This window comes from Streptococcus sp. (genome assembly GCF_030825805.1).
Classification (GTDB): Bacteria; Bacillota; Bacilli; order Lactobacillales; family Streptococcaceae; genus Streptococcus.
In genome coordinates this window covers 1-18,875 of sequence record NZ_JAPJPF010000038.1, presented here as the reverse complement: position 1 = coordinate 18,875, position 18,875 = coordinate 1, and the positions used below count along the sequence as shown (strand labels likewise).

Sequence of the window (18,875 nt, the reverse complement as noted above, 5' to 3'; positions counted from 1 at the left end):
GCACAAACACTACAGGCATCACAGCCTGTGCTAGCATGGACTTTCCTCATGAGAGAAAGCTCTCACGCGATTATCCAAAAATTGCACGATTCATCTTTTATGTCTTAAAAATCACGATCTACGACTTGTTTCCCGAAGACTTCTTTTTCAAGACGATTTAAGCGTTTCAAAATATCGAAGTTTGTCGTAGTAGTGACCTGAGGAAACTCATGCTTTGGAGCAGATTCAGGAACTGATGGACTCGGAGTTGCTTGGCTCGTTTTCTTCGCTAATTCTTCACGGAGCCGAGCATTTTCTTCTTTCAATTCCTTCACTAAGGCAGCATAGGTTTCATAGTCTTTGATGACATCATCCAAAAACTCATTTACCTCAACTTTACTAAATCCACGAACTTCTTTTTTGAAATCTTGATCAAAAATATCTTTCGCAGTAAAAATAATACTTGCCATCATTCTCTCCGTTCTAGTTAATCATAATCATTATATAAAAAATGAGGAGCAAAAATCAAGGTAAATCACTTATTTTTCGTAAATTTTTTCCGCTACTTCATTTAAGTCATCAAAGTTTAATCTTTTGACATGATACTGATCCATTTCTAGCATCATTTTGTAAAGATATTTGAGATTTGTTTCGTGTTCTGGATCGTAAAATAAATAAGCGCCATCTGTATTTTCTAACAAAAATGTATTGTATTCTTTAAATTGGCCTGGCTGGCTATAAGAGGGATAGGCATACTTGACAAAATCAACCTGCTTAAAGCGACTAAGGAGTTCTTGATTGGCCTCATTCCAGTTCTCTCCTTGGTTTTCAAACATAAAAATCGTGGCCAACTGTATCTCGTATTCTTTTTTTAATTCCTGGGCAACCTCCAAGGCCCAGGCTTCAAAACCTAGATTACCCGTAAAAATCAGCCACTTGACGCCCTCTTCCAAAAAACGGACTAAATCCCTGCGAATCGTCTCTTTAATAATGGGAAGTCTAGGGTCCTTTGCTGTCAGAATTCCCAATTCAAATGCCTTGTAACCTGTAATCAGTAAACTATTCATTATTTCCCCTCCCTTCTTCATTTTGTGATATAATAGAGTGATGTAATTGTACCAATAAGGAGAATTATGGTCAACTATCCTCACAAACTTAGCAAGAAATCTTCTTCGCCCATCCAGAGGAAGCAAAGTGTAAACTTTGCCAATCGGGGGATGACATTTGAAAAAATGATTAATGAGAGCAATCAGTACTACCTTTCTAGAGGGCTAGCGGTGATTCATAAAAAGCCGACGCCCATCCAGATTGTAAAGGTGGACTATCCTCATCGCAGTCGGGCAAAGATCGTAGAAGCTTATTTTCGACAGGCGTCTACCACAGACTATTCTGGTGTTTATAAAGGACACTACATTGATTTTGAAGCAAAAGAGACCCAGCAGAAACAATCCATGCCGATGAAGAACTTTCATCAGCACCAGATTGATCACATGGCTGCGGTCGTCCAACAGGGAGGAATTTGTTTTGTGCTCTTGCATTTTGCAAAGCTCAATGAGACTTATCTACTGCCCGCTCCTTCCTTAATCGACTTTTACAACATCGATCACGGCAGTAAATCTATGCCATTGACCTTTATACAGGAAAATGGTTATCGTATCGAGACAGATCACCTTCCAAGCGTCCCTTATCTCGATATTATCGAACAGAATCTACTAGGCGGTAATTAAATGAACAAACAAACAGTTATCCAGTGGTTAAAATATGCAGCGATTGCGGCTATTTCCTTTTTTTTCCTTTTACTTATTCTGGGTGGATTGGTATTTGGATACTATGCCGCAAAAGCACCGACTCTTTCTGAGAAAGACCTCGTCGCAACGACATCAAGTAAAATCTATGACAATCAAAACAATCTGATTGCAGATTTGGGTGCTGAAAAACGAATTAATGTGAAGACCAGTGAAATCCCAACAGACTTGGTGAATGCGATTGTGGCAATTGAAGACCACCGTTATTTTAACCATAGAGGTCTAGACTTTATTCGTATTGGAGGAGCCTTCTTCAATAACCTCCGAGGAGGTCGCCAAGGGGGATCCACTCTCACACAGCAGTTAATCAAGCTCACTTACTTCTCTACTTCTTCGTCCGATCAAACCCTGTCACGAAAAATTCAAGAAGCTTGGCTTGCTACTCAATTAGAACAAAAAGCAACCAAACAAGAGATTTTGACCTACTACATCAACAAAGTTTATATGTCTAACGGAAACTACGGGATGCAGACAGCTGCTCGTAGTTATTATGCCAAAGATTTGAAGGAGCTTTCTCTCCCACAATTAGCCCTATTGGCCGGAATGCCTCAGGCACCGAACCAATACGACCCATACACTCATCCGGAAGTTGCTCTCCAACGCCGTAATCTGGTTCTCAAAGAAATGTTAGATATGAAGTCTATCTCTAACGAACAGTATGAAAGTGCCGTCAATACACCTGTTACAGATGGTTTACAAAGTCTAACCAGCTCAAGCAACTATCCTGCTTATATGGATAACTACCTCAAAGAAGTCATCCAACAAGTCGAAGAAGAGACAGGCTACAATGTCTTGACAACTGGTATGGATGTATACACCAACGTCGATACCGCAGCTCAAAAACGCCTGTGGGATATTTACAACTCTGACGAATATGTCAATTATCCAGATAATGAGTTGCAAGTTGCTTCTACTATCGTCGACGTGACAAACGGAAAAGTCATTGCTCAGTTGGGATCTCGTCATCAATCATCTAATGTATCCTTCGGTACCAACCAAGCTGTAGAAACGAACCGAGATTGGGGTTCTACGATGAAGCCTATCTCAGATTACGCTCCTGCAATCGATAATGAAGAATACAGTTCAACCGCAGTAACTATTCCTGATACACCATACAACTTCCCTGGTACAAATACGCAAATCTATAACTGGGATAGACAGTATTATGGCCACATCAGTATGGTCTATGCTCTTCAACAGTCCCGTAACGTCCCTGCTGTACGAGCTCTTGAAAAAGTTGGTTTAAAGAAAGCTCAAAAATTCTTAAGCAACATGGGTATTGAATATCCAAAAATGGTGTATGCTAATGCTATCTCAAGTAACACCAGCGACTCTAGCAGCAAATACGGGGCTAGTAGCGAGAAAATGGCTGCTGCTTATGCAACCTTCGCTAATGGTGGAACCTATTATAAACCTCAATATGTAAATCGAGTTGTATTTAGCGATGGTACAACTAGGAACTTTGACACTTCTGGAACAAGGGTGATGAAAGAGACCACCGCTTACATGATGACTGATATGTTGAAATCTGTTATCACAGCTGGTACAGGATACAACGCTTATATCTCCGGTCTTTATCATGCCGGTAAAACAGGTACCTCTAACTATTCAGACAATGAATTGAAGAAACTAACCAAAGACTACAGTTACTCAAGCATTGTGACACCAGATGAATTGTTTGTGGGTTACACCACTCAATATTCTATGGCTGTTTGGACAGGGTACACCAATCGCTTGACTCCCGTACTGGATGATGGAATCAAAGTCGCAACAGATGTCTACAAACAAATGATGTTGTATTTGTATGAGCAAAACGGATCAGGTAGCACTGATTGGACCCAACCAAGTGGTGTATACCGTAGCGGTTCTTACCTATATCTCAATAATGGTAAGAATAACTACAATTACTACAATTACTATTATGAGCCAAGTCCCGTCAGTCAAGATATTGAAGCAACAGAAGATAGTTCAAGTTCTAGTTCATCTAACTCAGAAGAGAATTCTGAACACACTGAACCTTCTGCCAAAGAAAATGAACAAAATCGCTAGTCAGATAATTTAAGTCCAAACAAAAGCACGATTGTTAATCAACAATCGTGCTTTTCAATTCAACTTACTTAGAAGCCAAAGCCCCCATCGGATCCCATGGAGCCAAGACGATTGGCTCTGCCTCATAAGCAGCCAATTCTTCCGCTGTCAACAGTTCCTTGCGGACAACGATTTGGTAGGTGTATTCGTCCATCCAGGCGTCAGAAGCAACAAAGTAGCCATCTGTTCCGACTTTATCTCCCCAAGAATTCTCAACCTTCCATTTGAGAGGACGTCCAGCTTCGTCCAGATCTATACCAGTCAAGACCATGGCATGGGTCATGAGACTTTCCGCATAATCCAAACGCCCTGCCTTATCTTGAGTCAACTGGATATCCATTCCCGCTTCAAAATCATAGACATCTGTCGCAAGGATTCCAGCTTTCCGGTTGCTAACTTGGCCGACATCCGATCCAAACCAAACAGTTTCCCCAGCTTTCATTTGAGCAATGGCCAATTCTTTCAAGCGCTCCATCGGAACGTTGAGGTAGCGGACTTCACGGCTACCGACCACATTCCCCAGCATCTCAACTGTGTAGGACTGTCCATAAGGCTTGTCTGCCGTAGGCGCATTGATAACAGAAACGTAGTCCTCCAACTGAAGATCCACATATTTTTTGTAAAAGCTTTGAGGTGTCAAGCCAGACTCTGTGTGGAAGTTATTGTCCTTATCGCGATAAGAGAAACTAAATGTACGAGGGGGCAAGCCCAGTGACATAGCTAAGAAATTAAAGATTTCTTGCAGGAGCTCTTCTTTCTTGCTTTGAACCGTTGCTAAATCTGCTCCAGTCGCAAGCAATTCGCGCAGGATCTGAGCATCTTGACGCAACAATTTGTTTAAGTAGGTATTGAGCTCCCGGCTATTGCTAGATGAGATGGATTCTGGATAGACAGACTTGGGTACGACCCCATATTTTTCAAAAAGGGAAACGACCATATCCCATTGACCACCATCTTGTTGAGGGGTTTGAAGGAGGAAGGCCACCTTGCGACTGGTCAAGTCCTGGTCCGCTGTCGCAATGATTTGTTCCAAGAACCAGTTGGATTTTTCGTACTTGTCCCAGAAGAAGGTATGAGCTTGAGACAACTCAAAATCCTCTAATTGGAAGCTGGCAATCATTTTATGACGGAAGGTATTTAGAGCCGCAAACATCCAGCAACGACCAGAAGCTTTCTGGTCCGTCACCTTATCCTTGGTCAAATCAAGAGAAAAGACGGGGGTGTTTTCTACTGCACTTTTGCGTGTCTCTAAAGCTGCATGAATCCCATTGTGGGTGATGGCATTTTCAAGAGCCGCAAATTTCACATTTGCTTGGTAATTCGCATAGAGTTGATCTGTAAATTCTTGTGTTAATTCTGACATAAAATTCTCCTTTGTAAAGCTACTTACCATTATAGACCATTGGCTAAAATCTTCAAGTAAAAATTGTTTTAAAGGTCAGAAGAATGGATAGTGTAGATTATTTGATCTCCGACATAGCCTTTTCTGGCAACAGCATCTGGGAGAGTTTCAAGATATTGCATTCCAGCTTTTGCCATTACCCGTCCCGAAGCAGGGTTCAAACTGACATACTTGGCCTGAACTTCCTTGAATCCCACCTCTACCAACAAAAAGTGTAAAACAGCCTGGAGGGCTTCTGTCATCAGACCTTGACCCCAGAAGTTCTTCCCTAGAATATAGCCGACTTCACACAGTTCTTTTTGCGAATCCTGAGAAACGACACTGATATCACCTATCACTTGTGCGGGATCATCTTTCTTACAAATCGCCCATTTGTAGGTGTTTTCCTCTTGGTAATGAAGGAGCCATCTCTCAATTGAAGCTCGAGTCACTTGAGGATTTGGATGGGGATCCCAAGTCACATATTTAAGATTATCTGCATCAGATGCCCAATTTTCAAACATTGCCTTTGCATCCTCTACAACAAAGCGTCTTAATAATAAACGCTTGGTTTCCAGTTCAATAGTACCCAATTTTCTCATCTACTTTCCTCCTATTCTGTTTAAAAAAAGTCGGCTCAACCGACTTTTCTTTTCTATCAACGCCAGAAGGTATCAAATACCGTAATCGGTAGATGACGTTTGTGTTGGCCTTTGTGCCACCAGTTTTCAATGGTTGCTTGAGCTTCTGGGCTAACTGATTTCCCTTCTAGGTAGTCATCAATTTCTGCATAGGTCACCCCAAGAGCTACTTCGTCAGCGATACCTGGCTTTTCTTCTTCCAAATCTGCAATCGGTACCTTCTCATACAAGGCAGGATCAGCTCCCAGTGCCTGAAGCAACTGCTTGCCTTGGCGCTTATTAAGGCGGTAGAGAGGAAGGATATCGGCTCCGCCATCTCCAAACTTGGTAAAGAAACCAGTGATATTTTCGGCCGCATGGTCCGTCCCAATGACGGCTCCGCTATAGGCACCTGCTAGAGCGTACTGAGCAACCATCCGACTCCGTGCCTTGATATTGCCCTTGTTAAAATCTGAGACATCTGTTCCTGTCGCTTCGACAGCACGCTCCATGGCATCGACCGATTCCTTGATGTTCACGACCAGGCTGACGTCTGGCTGGATGAAGGCCAAGGCCTTTTGGGCATCTGCTTCATCCGCTTGAACACCGTAGGGCAAGCGGACAGCAACAAACTGATAACTGGCATCTCCAGTCTCTGCCCGCATTTCCTCCATGGCTAATTGAGCCAGGCGACCCGCTAGGGTCGAGTCCTGTCCTCCCGAAATTCCTAAGACAAAGGTCTTTAGAAAAGGATGTTTTTGCAGGTAGTCCTTCAAAAAATCAATGGACCGGCGAATCTCTTCTTGAGGATCAATGACTGGCTTGACCCCTAATTGGGCAATAATATCTTCTTGTAGGCTCATTCTTCTTCACCTCCCAAGGCTTTCTGACGCATCTGATCGATGAGGTCCATCTTATCTTGCCATACGTCCTTGGCCAAGTCCACTGGATAATGTTGTGGATTGAGGACACGTTTGTATTCGTCCCAGAGCTTGTCAAATTCCTTCCGAGCATATGCTTGGATATCCATCAAGGTTGGCAATTTGTAGACTAGTTTCCCATCTTTGAAAATATCGACCAAGAGAGGGATGGCATCGAAATCGCGAACCGTCTTCTTGATATAGGTATAGGTCGGATGGAACATCTTGATTTCTGTCAGTTCATTGACATCTACTCCATCGTAAGTGATGTAATCCCCTTCCGATTTGCCTTTTTCCCGACTGGTAATACGCCAAACTTGCTTCTTCCCTGGGGTTGAAACTTTTTCAGCATTGTTAGACAGTTTGATGGTATTTCGCATTTGACCATTTTCGTCTTCGATAGCAACAATCTTATAGACTGCTCCGAGGGCTGGTTGGTCATAGGCTGTGATCAACTTGGTTCCGACACCCCAGACATCAATCTTAGCCTTTTGCATCTTCAAGTTGAGGATGGTGTTCTCATCCAAATCATTTGAAGCATAGATCTTCGCTTCTGTGAAACCAGCTTCATCCAACTGTTGGCGAACCTTTTTCGAAATGTAGGCAATATCTCCAGAGTCAATCCGCACTCCTAGGAAGTTGATACGATCTCCCATCTCACGCGCCACCTGAATCGCAGCCGGAACTCCGATACGCAATGTATCATAGGTATCCACTAGGAAGACACAGTTGCGATGGGTCTCAGCATAGGCCTTGAAGGCTTTATAATCATCGCCATAGACCTGCACCAAGGCATGGGCATGGGTCCCAAGGACAGGGATGTCAAAGAGTTTTCCTGCACGTACGTTACTGGTCCCGCTAGCGCCTCCAATAACGGCTGCACGGGTTCCCCAAATAGCCGCATCCATTTCTTGTGCTCTACGAGTTCCGAACTCCATCAAAGGTTCGTCTTCGATCACAGCCTTGATTCGAGCGGCTTTTGTGGCAATCAAGGTTTGGAAATTGACAATATTGAGGAGGGCCGTTTCGACCAACTGACACTGGGCAAGCGGTCCTTCTACTTGGACAATCGGCTCATTGGCAAAGACTAGGTCCCCTTCTTTGGCAGAACGAACAGTCAATTCCATTTTGAAATTTTTCAAGTAATCCAGGAAGGCTCCTTCGTAGCCCAAGGATTCTAAGTAGGCAATATCCGACTCTGAAAAATGTAGATTCTTCAAATAGTTAACAATGCGCTCAAGACCTGCAAAGACGGCATAGCCATTTTTAAAAGGTTGCTGGCGGAAATAGGCTTCGAAGACTGCCTTTTTATTGTGGATGCCTTGCTCAAAGTAAACCTGCATCATATTGATTTGGTACAAATCCGTATGGAGAGTTAAGCTATCATCTGGGTACATGTTTGATCCCTCTTCTTTTTTCTTACGTCGTGGCACCAGTCACGCTCTGTCAACTGGCACAGTCCAAAATAATTTTAAACACATTATAGCACATTTTAAGCAGGACCACATGAGTTTAATCCGGGCTAAGCCTCATTTTTTATCGTAAAAAAGAAGGGATCTTCGCCTCTTTCCATCAGACGAACATCCCTTTCTTCTTTCTTATTCTTCGTGTTCAGTAATATATTTATAAGCTTCTTGACCGGCGACAGCGCCATCCCCAACAGCTGTAGTAACCTGACGAAGATCTTTTTGGCGGACATCTCCAACCGCAAAGACACCCGGCACGGAGGTCTTCATGTGATCATCCGTGATCACCCAACCTTGATCGTCTAGAATACCGAGGTCTTGGGCAAAGTCACTGACAGGATCCAAGCCCACATAGATAAAGACACCACCAGCTGCTTGCTCGCGAACCTCACCTGTTTGAACATCTTTTAAGACGAGACTGGTCACACGGTTATCCCCTTTAATCTCTTCGACCACTGTATTCCAAGCAAAGTGAATCTTTTCATTGGCAAAAGCTCGGTCTTGAAGAACTTTTTGGGCACGTAGGGCATCGCGTCGATGAACAATGGTAACAGACTTAGCAAACTGAGTCAGGAAGATTGCCTCTTCAACCGCAGAATCTCCTCCACCAACAACCATGAGGTCTTCATCCCGGAAGAAGGCACCATCACAGACAGCGCAATAAGAAACCCCACGACTATTTAATTCTTCTTCACCTGGAACTCCCAACAAGCGATGGTTAGAACCAGTCGCAATAATAACGGTCTTGGCTTGCAAGAGGCCATCATCTGTCGTAATTTCCTTGTAGCTTCCTTGATCCACAATGTTTTCGGCTCTACCGAACAAGTGTTCCACACCTAGGGTTTCTAGTGGCTCAAACATCTTTTCAGCCAATTCAGGACCACTGATGTTGGCATAGCCTGGATAATTTTCAATGTCAGACGTGTTGTTCATCTGTCCGCCAGGAATTCCTGCTTCTAACAAGGCAACCTTGAGATTGCTGCGGGCTGCATACAAGGCTGCGGTCATTCCCGCAGGTCCTGCGCCGATAATCAGTGTATCATACATAAGCTTCTCCTTTTGTTGTAACTATCTTGATTCTAACTCCAATTCAATCATTTTGCAATTATCTTGCTCGAAGAATAAACAGAACTCCAATGACTGCAAAGGTAAGGACTGGAATTGTCATAATATCAATTAATAAAATATCATAGAGGTGTAACTGGCGTTCCTTAGCTGTTTTATCCGTCTTACGAGCTACTCGCAAGCCTATCCAAACAGCTGAAGCAACCAACACCCCAACTGAAGTGATGATTAAGCTCTCGATATAGAGAGATAGCAATTGGTTTAACATAAGATCTCCTTAGTATCCAAACTTGGAATGAGGGGACGAGATGCCGCTTCGTTTCGTTCACCGTTGGTCAACTTGAAATACCTATCTATGCGGAAAAGTAGACTACTAATCATCATCTTCTCCTGAGGCACCTACTCAAAGAAAAATCCGAGTCTGAAACATCGCGTTCCAGACTCGAGCTCTTATATATTATATCAAACAAACGTTCGTTTGTAACTAGCAAAGAATTCTTTTGTCCGCTCTTCTTTAGGAGCATTCATAATCTCTTCTGGAGTCCCAGATTCAATAATTTTTCCCTTATCAAGGAACAAGACCTTGTCCGCCACCTGGGAAACAAAGCTCATGTCATGACTGACCAAAATCATGGTTTGACCTGCCTGAGCTGCTGCTGCGATGGCTTTTTCTACCTCTCCGACCAATTCCGGATCAAGGGCTGAAGTTGGCTCATCCAACAAGAGGACTTCCGGCTTCATGGCTAGGGCACGCGCCAAGGCTACCCGTTGTTTCTGCCCTCCGGACAAATGACGAGGGTAATGGGTTTCGCGGTCCGACAGACCGACTTTTGCGAGTTCTTCTTTGGCAATCTTGGTCGCTTCCTGGTCGGATAAGCCTTTGACGACGATCAGTCCTTCCTTGACATTGTCCAAAGCAGTCTTGCGACTGAAAAGATTAAACTGTTGAAAGACCATAGCTAGCTTTCTTCGAAGGGTCAGGATCTCGTCCTTACTGATGGTTTCAAAGTCTACCTTTTCCCCATTGATCTCAATGCTACCACTATCTGGTGCTTCCAAATAGTTCAAGCTTCTCAAGAAGGTTGATTTCCCAGCTCCAGAAGAACCGATCAAAGCAACGACTTCCCCTTTTTGAACTTCCAAATCGAGATGGTCTAGGACCACTTGACCGGAAAAAGATTTTGATAATTGTGAAATCCGAATCATGCTGCTCGTTCCTCCTCTTGCAAGGTTTGGGTAACAACTTTTGGATCTTTGATAGCGAGTACCTGTTCGATCCAACGTCCCAATTGTTCAATCAAAATATTAATGGCCCAGTAGATCAATGAAACAGAGATAAAGCGCTCGAAGTAGCGACTGTCATTCCCCGACATAATCTTGGCTTGGGCAAAGATTTCCAAAACACCTGCATAAAAGGCCAGAGAAGTCCCCTTGGTCAAACCAATCAAAGAGTTGATCAAGGTCGGAGTCGCAACCACTGCTGCATTTGGAATAATAATCCGACGATAAACTTGGGCATTGGTCATGCCGAGACTCTTCGCTGCTTCGATTTCACCCGCATCAACAGATAGAATCGCTGCCCGAATGGTCTCACTGGCATAGGCTGCCTCATTGAAGGCAAAGGCCACAATGACAAATAAATGGGCTGGCACATCGTTGATATTAAAGGTTGTTCCATATTGTTGGTTAATGGCCTTCAATAGGAGCGGGATTCCATAGTAGGTCAGCATCAACTGGACCAAAATTGGTGTCCCTCTTAAAAAACTCACAAACAAGGCTTGGATCGGGTAGAGGATTTTTACCCGATTGATCTTGACAATGGCAAACAATAGAGCTAGCAATAAACCAAAAAAGGCTCCTGCCAAGGTTAACAAAATCGTATTTGGAAGCTCTTTTAAAATTCCTGGAATTGCTTCAAAAACGACGCGTAGGTTAAAGATTTCTCCTTCTGGTATCCATTTTAAAAACTCTTCATACCAGCCAGATGCCAGATAAGTAGTTGTAAACATCTTCGTTACTTCCTCCCTCGATAATGAATCATTCTATCATATTTACAGTTAAAATGCTGAGTTTTGCTACTGATCGTTCGTAAATCATGCTTCAGGTCTGATGTGATCTCAAGCATGCATCTCCCCTAAGAGCAAAAAAATAGACTATCTATAGATAGTCTATCACAAAATAAATCAGCGACCAAATAGTTAATTTTTATGGAAATCTTTAAATTTCTTTATCACTAAAAGGTTTGGCGTTTCGCCTTTCTTTCTGCTCGACCGCGAGCACGATTCTCAGCTCGCTTGGCTTTGCGACGTTTCTCGTCCACGGCCCATTTGATTTTTTTCTTGTAGCCTGGTTTGATTTTTTTCTTTTTCTTCTTGACCAAGCCGATCATCTCAATGTCGAGTTTTTCTTGGCGTTTTTCACGATTAGCCCGGCGATCCCGGTCATAAGTATCTTCGATAGCTCCAGCCTTCAAGACCTTAGGTACAAACTGGATCCCCATTTTTTCAAGCTCCCGAATGTCTGAGTCATCACTCGGTTGATAGAGAGTGATGGCTGTACCAGGAAGACCATTCCGTCCAGTCCGGCCAACGCGGTGGACAAAGAAGGATAAGTCTTGCGGAATGGCATCGTTGATGACATGACTGACCCCTTCAATATCAATCCCACGCGCTGCCAAGTCTGTCGCCACGATATATTCAAAATCCAGATTTTTGACTTGGTTCATGATTCGCTTGCGCTCCCGTGGAGGAACCCCCCCATGGATTTTGGCGACCTTGAGCCCCTTCTCTACTAGAAAAGCATGCAAATCGTCCGCTCTGTCCTTGGTATTTACAAAGATCATAGCCAGATAAGGTTGAAGAGCCTGCGTCAGTTGATAAATCTGCTCGTTTTTGTCGCGCCCCTTTGTCGATACCAACCAGTTATCAATGGTGTCCGAGATTACCGTTTTGGTTTTGATCTGCTCCATGACAGGGTTAGACAAATATTTCTTCAAGAAGGGTTGTAACTTTTGTGGAATCGTTGCTGAGAAGACTAAAAACTGAAGCTTCTTGGGAAGACTGGATGCAATCTTGTCTACCGTCGTCAAAAAGCCCATATCGAGAGTCATATCCGCCTCATCAACCACAAAAGTGTGAGCCTTATGAATAGCCAAGTCTCCAGAAGCGACCAAATCATAGATCCGTCCAGGTGTCCCAATGACAATATGAGGTTGGGCTACTTGGAGCTTATCGATCTGGCGAGCCTTATCAGTTCCTCCAACGTAGTTGGCAATCCGAATTTCTTTTTCACAGTGGCTAGCAATCTGACGAGCCGCTTGGTAAATCTGTGTGGCCAATTCCCGACTAGGCGCAGTAATGACCACTTCGACATTGCTACTATCCTCATTTAAGGTTTGAAAAATTGGCAAGAGGAAAGTATGGGTCTTCCCTGATCCTGTTTTAGATTCACCGACCAGATCACGGCCTGCTAAAACAATCGGGATCAGCTTTTCTTGAACTTCTGTTGCTTCGATAAAATTAATCTCTTTTAAGGCCTCTTGGATATAGTCCTTAAACTTAAAATCTGTAAATTTCATTCTCTTATCCTTTCATCATCTCCACTATTATATCAAAAAACTCCTCTTCCCGCTCTTCTTTTGGACAGCAATTCCTAGCCAGCGAAAAAGGCTGAGATAGCAATCCCAACCTTTTATGATTCATGGCTTATGAATTGATCAAATAGTAGATCAAGAGAGTCAAGGCGCTCATTCCTGCACCAACACTCCAGAGAAAGGCATCAACCTTCCACTCAGACCATTTAGGTCCATTTCCAGACAGACCACCCAATTCCAAATGGTGATGGAAAGGCGTCATGCGGAAGATCCGGCGTCCTTCCCCTGTCCGTTTTTTCGTCCATTTGAAATAGGACACCTGGAGCATGACAGAGCTAGTCTCAAAGACGTAGACAATCCCAATCAAGAGCAAGGTCCACTCTACGTGGAGAGCCATGGATAGAGTCGCAAGCATCCCACCTAGGGCTAGGCTTCCAACATCTCCCATGAAAATCTTGGCCGGCTTGTGATTGTAGACGAAGAAACCTAATAGAGCTCCAATCATACTAATCGTTACAAAAAGGATATCGATTCGTCTTTGCCAAACAGCGATGATGGAATAAGCGATCAAGCTGATGGTTACCGAAATACTTGCCAAGCCATCAATCCCGTCCGTTAAGTTGACTGCATTTGAAAAACCAACCAACCAGAACAAGGCAAAGACAATATAGAAATGTCCCAAATAGACATCCCAACCAAAGACATTGAGAAGACTACCAGCTCCATGGCGTTCAGAGAAGAGATAGAAAATGATCCCTCCCAACAATTGCAAGGCTAATTTTTGCTTGGGATTTAACCCTTCATTGATCTTACGAAAGACCTTCAAGAAGTCATCCAAGAAGCCGACGATTCCATACAAGACCAAAATAAAGAGGATCAATTGAACAGGACGCGTAAAGTTCCCAGTTAGGAAGCTAAAGACAAGGGTGACAAAGACTGAAGTGATCAAGAAGACCACTCCCCCCATAGTAGGAGTGCCTGCTTTGGCTTTGTGTTGCTTCACATCTTCGTGCATTTGTTGGCCCGAAATATGGGCCCGTTGATAGAAACGGATAAAGGCAGGAATGCCAATAACCGTTAGAATAAATGATACTACTAGGGTAGCAAGTAACATATCAATCTCCTAATGTAATTGTTATTTTCTTCGTCTTCTTTAAAGCAGTTTCTACTTTGACGTTTTGTTTGCTCACACGAGAACCTTCCCCTTTATAGGTGATCTCAATGCCCGTCCATTCCGCAAATTTATCAACATTTTCCTTGGTCCAGCCATACATATCCGGAACTGAATCCAAGTCATCTGTTAATAATAACACTTGCTCATTTGCTTTTAATTTCGTTCCTGCTGATACAGACATCTTTTTAATATTCTTTCCAGTTCCTAGGACGACAGGCTGGATCAGATTGCGACGCAGTTCATCTGCGAAGCCACCTGGGCTGATGGTCTGCTTCAAGTTCAATTCTTTCGACAAGGATTCTGCCGACGGCATCTTATAGGTGTCCTCTTTCGTGACCCCATCCAAGGCTTTGGTTTCCGTTACCAGATTCAGCTCATCCTTCAAGGCAACTGCATCTTCTAGAATGGGATTCACAAGTTCTTGCCAACTGGTCGGACTAAAGCTGATCTCAGGTTGTTGAACCGTCACATACATGATAAAATCTGGATCCTCGGCAGGCGTCATGACTACAATGGAGTTGATATTGTTATTTTCTCCATCCAAATACCCGTTAGCCGTCGCAATTTGGGCTGTCCCCGATTTAACAGCAACATTTTGGCCAGCTACTTGAATAATCGGACCTTCCGAAGAGTAGAGAGTACCAAATTGGGGATCTGTCCCTACCGTAATCATATAATTACGGGTCTGTTGGGCAGCTGATGCCGACACTGGATTTCCGACAACTTCTTTTTTGGATTTACGAGCTGCATCATTTTTAGCATCATAAATTCCACTGATAAACTTAGGTTCTAACATCACGCCATCATTGGCAATGGCAGAGAATGCTCGCAACATCTGCGTTTGGTTGACAGATATCCCTTGTCCAAAGGCAGACATAGCTTGAGTAACATAGTTATCACCCGGAAGGCTTCCAAAACTCTCATCGCCCATGCCAAAACGGGTAGGGAGACCAAATTTGAAGCGGTGGAGGTAATTCATCCAGACGTTATTTCCCATCTTCTGCTCTAGCTTGGTCATCCCAATGTTACTTGAATAGGCGAAACCTTGGGCAATATTCATATAGCGACCTTCTGTCAAGCCCATATTGATTCCCCAGTCTTTGATGGTCGCATCTTTCACTTGCAACTCGTTGTTATAATAGACCTCGTTATAGGCTGGGAAAGTCCCATGATCAATCGCCGCGGCCAAAGTCATGACCTTCATAGTCGAACCTGGTTCGTATTGATCCTGGTAAAGAATCGTGTTCCAGGTTCTCAGATTCTTAATATCCAAGCCTTCTTTGGTATCTGCATTATAGGTTGGACGTTGTGTCGTTGCAAGAATTTCCCCCGTTTTGGCACTCACTAGGGTCGCACTGACATATTTACCTTTTACCTTTTCTTGGAAAACATCCATTCGGGTTTCGAGATAGGTTTGAAGTTCCGCAGAAAGGGTTGTATACACATCCTTTCCATCTTCTGTCTTCACGGCAACCTTATCTGATCCCGGCACAATATTTCCGTTGCGATCCTTTTCGTAGGTCACAACGCCATCCTGACCACCCAGAATGCGATCCAAAGACTTTTCGATTCCCGTTGTTCCCTGTAAGGTTTTATTGCCTTCTTTATCTTCTATCAATTGAGCTTGACCGATAAATTGAGAGGCAAAGGTCCCATTTTTATAACTCCGGTTTGGACTCGTCGTAAAATCAACACCTTTAATGTTGGCAGCTTCTAGTTCACTCCGGATAGCATCCATGTTGCTATAGGTAATATCGTTCCCCGCTGCACCAAAAGAAACCTGGTTGAGCTTCTTTTGCGACAGTTGTTGGACAACATAGTCTTTTTCCATGCCCAAATAACGATTAAAAACATCTGCTACTTGGTTGTATTGACTTTCTTCAACGTATAAAACTTCACCTTTTGCCGATTTATAGGTTTTGTCGATGATCGCATAAACATTATAAGTCGTCGCATCCTCAGCAATAACAGCTCCATTTCGGTCATAAATTGTTCCTCGTTTGGCTGGAACAATCTCTGTTTTCTGATGGACTTGATGGGATAACTCAGATAAATTTTTTCCGAATTTGCTATCTGTGCCTATAATAACTGCAAAATTAATGAGAAATATGAAGAAAACAAGAATGGAAAGCAAACTTAAATTCTTAGCTACTTGCCGACGATTTTGGTCTGGAAGTTTCCTTTTTTTAAGGGAATAACGAATGATTTTCTTCTTTAATTTACTCATCGCTACTTGAACTCACCACTTTTCGATTTTCTTTTTGGAGGGTCATCCCCTGAGAACTAGCTAACTTAGACAAGCGTTCATATCGAGTCAACTCATTGACTTCTTGTCGGATATCTTCTAGTTCAGTCTCTTTTGTTTTTAGTTCCGTATTGAGGTTTGTCAAATCACTTTGCACTTGTAGAATCCGCGTCTGCATAAAAATAATACTGACAGCGAGAATAATCCCTGTTAGGACAATCGAGCCATAAAAAGCTTTTTCTACTCTGGTAAAGCGACGAATACGATCTTGCAATTGACTGCCCCGAGATCGTAATGGTTGATCTGCCATGTTTATTTCCTCTTACTTATGAATTTTTCGAGCAACCCGCAATTTTGCAGAATGAGCTCGGTTGTTCTTCTCTAACTCTTCTTGGCTTGGAAGAATCGGTTTTCGAGAGACTAATTCCATTTTTGGTTTTAGGTCCTCTGGGATGAAAGGCAAGCCCTTCGGTACTTCTACTGTAGAAGCTTCTTTAAACAATTGTTTGGTCAAACGATCTTCCAAGGAATGAAAGGTAATGACTGAAATACGACCACCAACTGCCAACAAATCCATGGCCTGCTGGATTGATTCATCCGCCGCTCCCAATTCATCGTTGACTTCAATTCGAATCGCCTGGAAAATTTGTTTGGCTGGATGCCCCTTTTTCTTTAGTTCCTTGGCCGGTTTTGCCGATTTGATGATTTCAGCCAATTCTGTCGTCGTTTCAATCGGTTTTACCGCACGCGCTTGTTCGATCTTTCTAGCAATTTGCTTGGAAAACTTATCTTCCCCATACTTGAAAAAGATTCGGACTAGATCGTGGTAATCATAGTTGTTGACCACGTCATAAGCCGTCAAAGAGGCTTCTTGATTCATCCGCATGTCCAAGGGAGCATCTTTTTTATAAGAAAAACCGCGAGACCGCTCATCTAACTGGGGACTAGAAACTCCTAAATCATAACAGATTCCATCAATCTCATTGACTCCCAATTCTTGGAGACGTGCTTGAAGATTCCGGAAATTGTCTTTGATAAAGGTTACCATGCCCTTATCAACATAAGGAGCTAATCGTTTCTCCGCATTATCAATCGCATGCTGATCCTGGTCAAAGGCATATAAATGCCCTTTTTCACTTAATTGACTTAATAAATATTCGCTATGGCCGGCTCCACCTAAAGTGGCATCCACATAGATTCCATCTGGCTTTACATCCAGCATATCAATCGTTTCATGGAGCAAGACCGTTACATGATGAAATTCTTTACTCATATCCTATCTATTTTACCACAAATCTGACCAGGATGCACTTGAGATTCTCTTCTCGATCCACTCATCATTTTCGGATAAAAAGTCCCTATTCTTCAAAAGCTCATCCTATCAACCAATAGACCGAGAGAAGCAATTTGTGATACAATAATTCCATGAAAGATAAGAAATACCTCCTCCTTGGCCTGCCAGTGGCCGATCTAATTGCAGTCTACTTTTTCCTACGCACCCCTGTCCCTTGGATTTTTTGGACAGCAACCTTCGTTCTTGCCGTCTCCATTTGGATTTTTAAAAATCAATGGAAAAACTACAAAAATAGAGATAAGGATTCAGACTAGCCCATATAGAACAAGAAAACTCGATCAGTTCAACTTCTGATCGAGTTTTCTATTGTCTATTTATGAATTGGGATCATCCAAACTACGGCCGTGCAAACCTTTCTCTCGTTGTACTTGGCGTAGTTTCTCAGGTGTCACATCGTTACCTTCTTCGTCCACCACTTTAATTCCTTCGATATGGTGGCGAACGGAGCGACGGTATCCTTCAATGTATTCTTCACGAAGTTTTGCTTGTTCCACTTCTTCTTCTGGCGTCAAACCTTCAGTTTTTTTCTTTTTAGCAAGCTCATTGATGCGAGCGATTTTTTCAGGTGTCATAATAAGACCTACTTTCTACCTGTCATCAGGTACTTATTTTGTGTTCAATTGGTTGAAGGCTGCAACAGCATTAGCTTTCGCTACAAGGCCTGCAAGAAGGGCCAAACGGTTGTTTTTAACAGCCTCATCTTCTGCCATCACCATGGTATTGTCAAAGAAGGCATCGATGACTGGGCTAAGAGCAAAGAGTTTAGCCAATTTGTCGCTAGCTACACCAGTCAATTCAAGCTCTTCAATTGCTTTGGCAAGAGCTTTTTCTTGATCATTTTCAAAGAGACTGGCATCGACCGCTACTGAAGCATCTGCTTTTTCTGCCAAGTTGAAAGCACGTGAGAGGGACTCAACAGCTGCCTTGTAACCATCGGTCTTCGCAACTTCTGAGAGGGCATCAGCTGCTTCAAGCATATCTGCCACGACAAAATTTGAACTAGCAAGAACAGCATCTTTGATATCTTTTGCTGTGCGTCCCATCATCTTGTCCACACGCGCCTTGATGAAGTTGAGCACTTCTGCTTGATTGTCATAGGAAAGACTATCAAACGACAGACCGTAAAGGCTTTCAATCAACTCATCCATAGGGATATGCCAACCAAAGGCATCCAAGATACGAACAA

19 protein-coding genes are annotated in these 18,875 nt (G+C 43.1%); 2 read left to right on the top strand and 17 right to left on the bottom strand.

What is annotated here, in order from left to right; all coding sequences use genetic code 11:
• Positions 1-104: 104 nt before the first annotated feature.
• Positions 105-449, bottom strand: coding sequence for a cell division regulator GpsB (gene gpsB / locus RCH62_RS06710; RefSeq protein WP_006597079.1), 345 nt, complete (start codon positions 447-449; stop codon positions 105-107).
• Positions 450-518: 69 nt separating this feature from the next.
• Positions 519-1,046 (bottom strand): DUF1273 domain-containing protein, encoded by a 528-nt coding sequence (locus tag RCH62_RS06705; protein ID WP_048789442.1) that lies wholly within the window; start codon positions 1,044-1,046, stop codon positions 519-521.
• A gap of 66 nt (positions 1,047-1,112) precedes the next feature.
• Between RCH62_RS06705 and recU the strand changes: the two genes are divergently transcribed.
• Positions 1,113-1,706: a Holliday junction resolvase RecU gene (recU, locus tag RCH62_RS06700; RefSeq protein WP_125336196.1), complete on the top strand. Its 594-nt coding sequence runs from the start codon at positions 1,113-1,115 to the stop codon at positions 1,704-1,706.
• Positions 1,707-3,833 carry a penicillin-binding protein PBP1A gene (gene pbp1a / locus RCH62_RS06695; protein ID WP_195611245.1) on the top strand — a complete coding sequence of 709 codons (2,127 nt, stop codon included), beginning with the start codon at positions 1,707-1,709 and terminating at the stop codon, positions 3,831-3,833.
• A 64-nt stretch (positions 3,834-3,897) separates the two neighbouring features.
• Here pbp1a and pepC read toward each other — a convergent pair whose 3' ends face one another.
• From pepC to RCH62_RS06620, 15 genes are all read right to left on the bottom strand, one after another.
• Positions 3,898-5,235: an aminopeptidase C gene (pepC, locus tag RCH62_RS06690; RefSeq protein ID WP_306474890.1), complete on the bottom strand. Its 1,338-nt coding sequence runs from the start codon at positions 5,233-5,235 to the stop codon at positions 3,898-3,900.
• A gap of 68 nt (positions 5,236-5,303) precedes the next feature.
• Positions 5,304-5,855 carry a GNAT family N-acetyltransferase gene (locus tag RCH62_RS06685; RefSeq protein ID WP_125336193.1) on the bottom strand — a complete coding sequence of 184 codons (552 nt, stop codon included), beginning with the start codon at positions 5,853-5,855 and terminating at the stop codon, positions 5,304-5,306.
• 56 nt (positions 5,856-5,911) lie between these two features.
• Positions 5,912-6,736: an ammonia-dependent NAD(+) synthetase gene (gene nadE / locus RCH62_RS06680; RefSeq protein ID WP_006596857.1), complete on the bottom strand. Its 825-nt coding sequence runs from the start codon at positions 6,734-6,736 to the stop codon at positions 5,912-5,914.
• A complete protein-coding gene (locus RCH62_RS06675; protein WP_006596858.1) occupies positions 6,733-8,190 on the bottom strand; it encodes a nicotinate phosphoribosyltransferase in 1,458 nt (485 codons plus the stop codon). Before RCH62_RS06675 ends, nadE begins: the two co-directional genes overlap by 4 nt.
• 201 nt (positions 8,191-8,391) lie before the next feature.
• Positions 8,392-9,306: a thioredoxin-disulfide reductase gene (gene trxB / locus RCH62_RS06670; RefSeq protein WP_006596859.1), complete on the bottom strand. Its 915-nt coding sequence runs from the start codon at positions 9,304-9,306 to the stop codon at positions 8,392-8,394.
• Between the two features lie 58 nt (positions 9,307-9,364).
• Positions 9,365-9,592: a DUF4059 family protein gene (locus RCH62_RS06665; protein WP_120701200.1), complete on the bottom strand. Its 228-nt coding sequence runs from the start codon at positions 9,590-9,592 to the stop codon at positions 9,365-9,367.
• Positions 9,593-9,786: 194 nt separating this feature from the next.
• Entirely contained in the window at positions 9,787-10,530 is a 744-nt protein-coding gene (locus tag RCH62_RS06660) for an amino acid ABC transporter ATP-binding protein (protein WP_120701201.1), read from the bottom strand.
• Positions 10,527-11,333 (bottom strand): amino acid ABC transporter permease, encoded by an 807-nt coding sequence (locus tag RCH62_RS06655; protein ID WP_048715261.1) that lies wholly within the window; start codon positions 11,331-11,333, stop codon positions 10,527-10,529. Before RCH62_RS06655 ends, RCH62_RS06660 begins: the two co-directional genes overlap by 4 nt.
• 224 nt (positions 11,334-11,557) lie before the next feature.
• On the bottom strand, positions 11,558-12,901 hold the full coding sequence (locus RCH62_RS06650) for a DEAD/DEAH box helicase (RefSeq protein WP_306474889.1): 1,344 nt from the start codon (positions 12,899-12,901) through the stop codon (positions 11,558-11,560).
• Positions 12,902-13,028: 127 nt separating this feature from the next.
• Positions 13,029-14,030 (bottom strand): phospho-N-acetylmuramoyl-pentapeptide-transferase, encoded by a 1,002-nt coding sequence (gene mraY / locus RCH62_RS06645; RefSeq protein WP_129270649.1) that lies wholly within the window; start codon positions 14,028-14,030, stop codon positions 13,029-13,031.
• Between the two features lies 1 nt (position 14,031).
• Positions 14,032-16,317: a penicillin-binding protein PBP2X gene (pbp2X, locus tag RCH62_RS06640; RefSeq protein WP_154854872.1), complete on the bottom strand. Its 2,286-nt coding sequence runs from the start codon at positions 16,315-16,317 to the stop codon at positions 14,032-14,034.
• A complete protein-coding gene (gene ftsL, locus RCH62_RS06635; RefSeq protein WP_006596866.1) occupies positions 16,310-16,645 on the bottom strand; it encodes a cell division protein FtsL in 336 nt (111 codons plus the stop codon). Before ftsL ends, pbp2X begins: the two co-directional genes overlap by 8 nt.
• Before the next feature lie 12 nt (positions 16,646-16,657).
• Positions 16,658-17,608 (bottom strand): 16S rRNA (cytosine(1402)-N(4))-methyltransferase RsmH, encoded by a 951-nt coding sequence (gene rsmH, locus RCH62_RS06630; RefSeq protein ID WP_306474888.1) that lies wholly within the window; start codon positions 17,606-17,608, stop codon positions 16,658-16,660.
• A gap of 395 nt (positions 17,609-18,003) precedes the next feature.
• The gene (locus RCH62_RS06625; RefSeq protein ID WP_023920274.1) at positions 18,004-18,261 is read right to left on the bottom strand and encodes a DUF896 family protein; all 258 of its coding nucleotides are present in this window, start codon (positions 18,259-18,261) and stop codon (positions 18,004-18,006) included.
• A gap of 33 nt (positions 18,262-18,294) precedes the next feature.
• On the bottom strand, positions 18,295-18,875 hold a 581-nt coding region (locus tag RCH62_RS06620; protein WP_306474887.1), incomplete at its 5' end, for a DALR anticodon-binding domain-containing protein.